Origin of the sequence: Desulfonatronospira sp. MSAO_Bac3 (genome assembly GCF_003838035.1) — a bacterium.
GTDB lineage: Bacteria > Desulfobacterota > Desulfovibrionia > Desulfovibrionales > Desulfonatronovibrionaceae > Desulfonatronospira > Desulfonatronospira thiodismutans.
In genome coordinates this window covers 1-5,949 of the sequence record NZ_QYZY01000332.1, presented here as the reverse complement: position 1 = coordinate 5,949, position 5,949 = coordinate 1, and the positions used below count along the sequence as shown (strand labels likewise).

Sequence of the window (5,949 nt, the reverse complement as noted above, 5' to 3'; positions counted from 1 at the left end):
CTTCCTCGTCATCGATTATCAAAATTTTTCCGGACATATAAAAACGCGGGGTTCGGGGTTATACATGAAAGGTGTCTGGTATTTATTTATCAAGTGTCCTCTTTTAGCTTTTTTTGATTCTGCTGTCATCTTTTTTCAAGCTGTCATCCTTTCGCGTACTTTTGCAGGTATGCCAGCAGACTGTCTCTGAGGGAGTGCATGAGGCTGTTTTGGGGCAGCATGGCAAAAATGGTGTCTAAGTAGCCTTTTTGAAGTACCCGGCGACAGGAATAAGCATAGTTGAGATCGTATATCCAGGAGGACATGAGCAGCAGAAAGTCGTTCTTATAGCGCATCCTGTGGTAATCGGCCAGCCTGCCGGATCTTACCTGCTCCAGTATTTCCGGGCTGACTTCGTTTGCATCCTCAAGCTCCAGGGTGATGGTGTTGCTGTCCTTTGTATGCCGGGAGATGTGATGTATAATAACCGGATATATATCCAGCTTGTCCGCGTCCCGCACTGCACCGGCCACTGCCATGTTGCCGGGGGCAAGAGTCCGGGGCAGGCTTTTTCTATTGTGGTAAAGTACAGATAGAAGAACGCACCTTTTATCAGGTGCAGAAAGTTTTCTTAAAACCTTTTCCCTGTGCAGGATCTTTGTACTTAAAAGGCCGTGGTTGACGGATATTTTGTCGTTGAATGTCCGGTAAAGCCAGTACTGCTCAAAGCGGCCCAGGTCGTGAAAAAGCCCGGCCAGAGAAGTCAAAAAACATGATTGCGGGTCAAAGCCATGATAAGATGCCAGCTCCCGGGCCTGTTCCATTACCCTCAGGCTGTGCTCTTTTTTCAGCTCAAAGTTTAAATCCCCAGCAGGTGCAGCGTCCATGAAAGCCTGGACATAATCCTGGAAATAATTCAGATATGGTTGGATATTCATTTGGATTTTTGGTTAGCGGGTTGTTGATTGAATGTAGTGACTTACTTTTAAATTACAACGCCTCAAAGGACAAGCGTCTATCGGTAATGGGGCATAACTGAACCAAAAACAAAGAGAAGGCACATATGTATTGCGTACGCGCAGAGACCATATACACCGGCAGGCAGGTTGTTCAGGATGCCTGCCTTGTGTTTGATGATTCCGGCATAGTTGGGGTCTTTCCCGAGGTATACGGGGAAATTATCCGGGAATGCCGGGTCATAACCCCGGCATTTATTGATCCCCACAGCCACATAGGCATGGTCCGGGCCGGTGAGCCCAGGGCCGAGGCCGAATCCAACGACAGGCAGGACCCCATTCTGGTCATGGCCGATGCACTGGATTCGCTGCAGATGGATGACCAGGCCCTGCAGGAGGCTGTGGAAGCAGGGGTGCTTTATTCCTGCATACTTCCGGGAAGCGGTAATATAATTGGCGGCAAAAGCGCGGTTATTCGAAACTATGCCTCTGACAGCACCAGGGCTTTTGTGGACAGGGCCGGACTCAAGGCAGCCCTGGGATATAATCCCATGTCCACTACCTCCTGGAACGGCTCCAGGCCCACGACTAGAATGGGGGCGCTGGCCATGCTGCGCAACAGGCTGGATGAGGTGCTTGTCAAGGAAAAGCGCCGTCAGGCGGCGGACGAGGAAAAGAAAAAAGAAATCATCCTGTCCGCGGAAGAAGAGACTCTGCTTAAGATCCTGAAGGGAGAGCTTGTTTTAAGGGTGCACGTGCACAAGATCGATGATATCGCCGCCCTATTGAGACTAGTGGATGAGTTTTCATTGCGTGTAAGTGTGGAGCACGCCATGGGTGTACACCATGGCGATATCTTCAAAGAACTGTCCAGGCGGGGTATTCCCGTAGTTTACGGACCCGTGGATGCTTTTGCCTACAAGGTGGAGCTGAAACACGAGAACTGGCGCAACCTGAAGCACCTTCTGGATTCAGGGGTGGAATACGGCCTCATGACCGACCACCCTGTAACCCCTGCCCGGCAGTTATTCCTGCAGACCCGCTGGTTTCTGCGCCTGGGGCTGTCCAGACAGGAGGTGGTGGAAATCCTGACCAGAAAGAATGCCGCCCTTCTTGGTTTAGATGACAGGCTTGGCACCCTGGAAAAGGGCAAATGGGCCTCTTTTATCTGCTGGAAAGATGATCCCTTTGATCTGGCCGGATACCCGGAGTCAGTCTATGGAGAAGGCAGTGTTGTTTATTACGCTGGAAAGTGACAGACCGGAGTTAAAGCTTAGCAGAACGTGGAAAAATTAAAAACCGTTAGAGACAGACAAAGTTCGAGGAAATTATGATTGAAGGTACTGTCCGGGATATGCTGAAAATTGCTGGTATCGAGATCAACGGGAAAAATCCCTGGGATATTCAGGTGCATGACCAGCGCTGGTTTAAAAGGATATGGAGGGAAAAAAGCCTGGGGCTGGGAGAGTCCTACATGGACGGATGGTGGGACTGCGAGCGCATAGACGAGATGATATACAGGCTTTTGTCCAGCGGACTGGAGCGAAAAGTCAGGGGGAATGTCAGGTACTTGCTTAAGTTTTTGCCGGCTGTGGTTCTCAATCTGCAGTCAAAAATGCGGTGCCGGGTAATTGCAGACAAACACTATGACCTGGGCAATGACCTGTTTTTTTCATTCCTGGATCCGTATCTGCAGTACAGCTGTGGTTTTTTCAGGGACACCACTGATCTGGGTCAGGCCCAGCAGGCCAAGATGGATCTCATTGCCGGCAAGCTCAACCTTGAATCACATGACCATGTCCTGGATATAGGCTCCGGGTGGGGAGGCCTGGCCCGCTACTTTGCAGAGCGTTACGGCTGCCGGGTGACCGGGGTGAATATATCCAGGGAACAGCTCTCTTACGCCGAGGAGTTTTGCCGCGACTTTCCGGTGGAGTTTATTAATCAGGATTACCGGGAGATTTCCGGGAATTATGACAAAATAGTTTCCGTGGGCATGTTCGAGCACGTGGGCATGAAGAACTACCGGGCCTTTATGCTGGCGGCCCATGAATGCATGAAACAAGACGGGGTGTTTCTTCTGCATACCATCGGCAGCAACAGATCCAGAAGGGGTTGTGATCCATGGGTAAGCAGATATATCTTTCCCAACGGGATGCTGCCCAGCATGGCCCAGATTTCCAGGGCTGCTGAAGGCCTGTTCGTGCTGGAAGATGTACACAATCTGGGCCCGCATTATGACAAGACTCTCATGGCCTGGAACCGGAACTTCCAGGAGGCCTGGCCGCAGCTTGCCGCCGGGCACAGTAGATACGATGCCCGGTTCAAGCGCATGTGGGAGTACTATCTCCTTTCCTGTGCGGGGGCCTTCAGAGCCAGATATATTCAGCTGTGGCAGGCAGTATATACCAGGCATCTGCCAGGTGACAAACAACCGTTTTGCAGGTATTAAACCGGCCTGGCATTAACACTACAGCGAAACTTATGATTGACCTCCGGGGACTGGCTCTCCCCGCACTTATTTTTTCCAATAAAACCAAGATCATTTGTAATAAAAATAAGTGCGGGGGTGCCTGTCCCCAGTTTAGACAGGTTGAAAAATTTTATAAGTTTCGCTGTAGTGTTAAAGGTTGCTTAAACTTCAAGCTGTTAAAGGAGTGTTATGTTTCTGGAAAGGATAGAGAATCCGGGTCTGGCCCAGTTTTCCTATATTGTGGGCAGCGAAGGGGTGTTTGCAGTTGTGGATCCCAGGCGGGACTGCCAGGTATACCTGGATATTGTCCGCAGCCAGGGGGGCCGGATAACCCATATTTTCGAGACCCACCGCAACGAGGATTTTGTTGTGGGCTCAAGGGAGCTGGCCGAAATCACCGGAGCCGGTATTTATCACGGTGAAGAGCTGGACTTTGCTTACGGTCTGCCCGCCCGGGAAGGAGATGAATTCCACCTGGGGCAGGTCAGGCTCAAGGTCTTGAAGACCCCCGGGCATACCCCGGAAAGCATCTCCCTTGTTATCCATGACCTGTCCACTGGAGATGCTCCCATTGGGGTATTTACCGGGGATGCGCTTTTCATCGGCGGTAGCGGGCGAACTGATTTTTACCCTGGACAGGAAGAGGAAATGGCCGGCCAGCTTTATGACAGCATTTTTTCCAGGCTGCTTACCCTGGGAGATCAGACAGTTGTCTATCCGGCTCATGGAGCAGGCTCGGCCTGCGGGGAGGGCCTTGCGGAGAGAAAGTTTTCCACCCTGGGATATGAAAGGCTTTGCAATCCGGATCTGCAGGCACAAAGCCGGGAAGCTTTTATACAGGCCAAACAGGGGGAAGAGCATTCTTACCCGCCTTATTTTTCGCGCATGGAAAAGTACAATCTTGACGGCCCGCCGGCCATAGTCCCGTTTAACTCATTACAGCCCATGGGCGCGGAAGATTTCGGCCAGGCCATGCAGGAGGGCATGCTGGCCTTAGATGTGCGCAGCCCCGAGGCCTATTGCGGGGCCTTTATTCCCGGATCCCTTTCTGTCCCCCTGGATATGCTGCCCAGATATGCAGGCTGGTTTGTGCCCCTGGACCAGGAGGTGGGTTTGATCGCGGAGTCACACCGGGACCTGGATTCAGCCTGGGAATATCTGTTGCGGCTGGGATTCGACCGGGTCAGGGGCTGGCTGGAAGGAGGTCTGCATGAATGGTCGGTACAGGGAAAGCGCTACGAGCATGCCCCTGTTGTTTTTGCTGGAGAACTGCAAAAACGTCTTAGTTCCGGGGAAGACTTTACTATTCTCGACGTGCGTACCAGAAAAGAGTTTCACAAGGCACATCTCCCGGGTGCCCAGCATATTTTCCTGGGAGAACTGCCGCAAAGGATGCAGGAGATAGGCCCCGGCAGGCCGGTAACCGCGTTTTGCGGCAGCGGAAAGAGGGCGGTCATAGCTGTTTCCCTTCTGCGGCAACACGGGATAAGGGAAGTGGAAAACTGCCTGGGTTCCATTCAGGCCTGCTCCAGATCTCTTTGCGAGATAGTGTCTTCGTGAGTTTTTTATGATTCTTGAGCATGCAAAAATGAGCAATGCCGCAGGTCAATAAGATGCAGAAGTTTCCGGAATATGTGTTGAGCCAGGCGGTTATGACCATCAAGGCGGCCAGGATGTGGGTTCTGGCTGCGTTTATGATCTATTGCGCCGCTGCGGTCGTGGCCTGGAGTCAATCCGAACATTTTGATTTCATGGAGGCCCAGTTCGGAACACTGGTGGAACAGTTCGAAGGGCTGGGGGCCTGGGAATTTATCCTGCGTATCTTTGTGCACAACCTTATAGCCAGTTACCTGGCCTTGTGCTTTATTGTCTTTTTTGGCGCGGTACCCCTGGCCCTGGCTGCACTGAACGGATTTATGCTCGGCTGGTTCATCAACTGGATGGATCATTTCTCCGGGCTGGATTTTTTGATCATGCTCGGTCCGCACGGAATTTTTGAACTGCCGGCCATGTTCATCGCCTTTGGAGTCGGCATGTGGCGGGGCGTGGGTTTCCGCATGGACCAGCAGCAGCCGGGCTGGGTGGAGCGTCTGAAAAGGGTGCACTGCGTCTTTGCAGTCTTTGTGGTGCCGCTGCTTTTTGTGGCGGCCATCCTGGAAGGCCGCTACCATTTGCTGGAGCTCTTGATGTAGATTGTGAGCAACTATGGCTCTTTGTGTCTGCTCTTGTTCTAACGCAGGGCCATGCCCGCAACCCAATAAATAAAAGAGTTTTTTGACCCCAGTGAAATGGAAGAAATTTCACGGGGCAGGCAGGATTAACCCCAGTTAAACACCCCAAAGGGGACCCCGGATTAACGGGGCAGGCAGGATTAAGAGATTGATTAAGAGAAAAACATTTTTGTCCTGGCTCCCAGTTTAATGCCCTGCGGGCTTGCTCTGCGAGCAATTAAACGGGACAGGCGGAAGCCAGGCCAAAAGGTAATCACTCCAGCACTCACTTTTTTCCGGCACTCATGAAGAAGAAAGTGAGTGCTGGATG

General features: G+C 51.9%; 5 protein-coding genes. 4 read left to right on the top strand and 1 reads right to left on the bottom strand.

Features of this window, described 5'->3' with window-relative positions; genetic code table 11:
- Window positions 1-143: 143 nt before the first annotated feature.
- Entirely contained in the window at window positions 144-917 is a 774-nt protein-coding gene (locus D5S03_RS11670; RefSeq protein ID WP_287044147.1) for an HD domain-containing protein, read from the bottom strand.
- A 125-nt stretch (window positions 918-1,042) separates the two neighbouring features.
- Between D5S03_RS11670 and D5S03_RS11665 the strand changes: the two genes are divergently transcribed.
- The 4 genes from D5S03_RS11665 to D5S03_RS11650 all read left to right on the top strand — a co-directional run bounded on the left by D5S03_RS11665 (window position 1,043) and on the right by D5S03_RS11650 (window position 5,600).
- Window positions 1,043-2,191: an amidohydrolase family protein gene (locus tag D5S03_RS11665; RefSeq protein WP_287044145.1), complete on the top strand. Its 1,149-nt coding sequence runs from the start codon at window positions 1,043-1,045 to the stop codon at window positions 2,189-2,191.
- A gap of 74 nt (window positions 2,192-2,265) precedes the next feature.
- Window positions 2,266-3,387 carry a cyclopropane fatty acyl phospholipid synthase gene (cfa, locus tag D5S03_RS11660; protein WP_287044144.1) on the top strand — a complete coding sequence of 374 codons (1,122 nt, stop codon included), beginning with the start codon at window positions 2,266-2,268 and terminating at the stop codon, window positions 3,385-3,387.
- 210 nt (window positions 3,388-3,597) lie between these two features.
- Window positions 3,598-4,968, top strand: coding sequence for an MBL fold metallo-hydrolase (locus D5S03_RS11655; protein ID WP_008868586.1), 1,371 nt, complete (start codon window positions 3,598-3,600; stop codon window positions 4,966-4,968).
- Between the two features lie 35 nt (window positions 4,969-5,003).
- Window positions 5,004-5,600, top strand: coding sequence for a stage II sporulation protein M (locus tag D5S03_RS11650; RefSeq protein WP_287044142.1), 597 nt, complete (start codon window positions 5,004-5,006; stop codon window positions 5,598-5,600).
- Window positions 5,601-5,949: the final 349 nt, after the last annotated feature.

Coding starts and splice junctions, on each gene's coding strand:
- D5S03_RS11670 (WP_287044147.1), bottom strand. CDS start 917: ATGAATATCCAACCATATCTGAATTATTTCCAGGATTATGTCCAGGCT.
- D5S03_RS11665 (WP_287044145.1), top strand. CDS start 1,043: ATGTATTGCGTACGCGCAGAGACCATATACACCGGCAGGCAGGTTGTT.
- cfa (WP_287044144.1), top strand. CDS start 2,266: ATGATTGAAGGTACTGTCCGGGATATGCTGAAAATTGCTGGTATCGAG.
- D5S03_RS11655 (WP_008868586.1), top strand. CDS start 3,598: ATGTTTCTGGAAAGGATAGAGAATCCGGGTCTGGCCCAGTTTTCCTAT.
- D5S03_RS11650 (WP_287044142.1), top strand. CDS start 5,004: ATGCCGCAGGTCAATAAGATGCAGAAGTTTCCGGAATATGTGTTGAGC.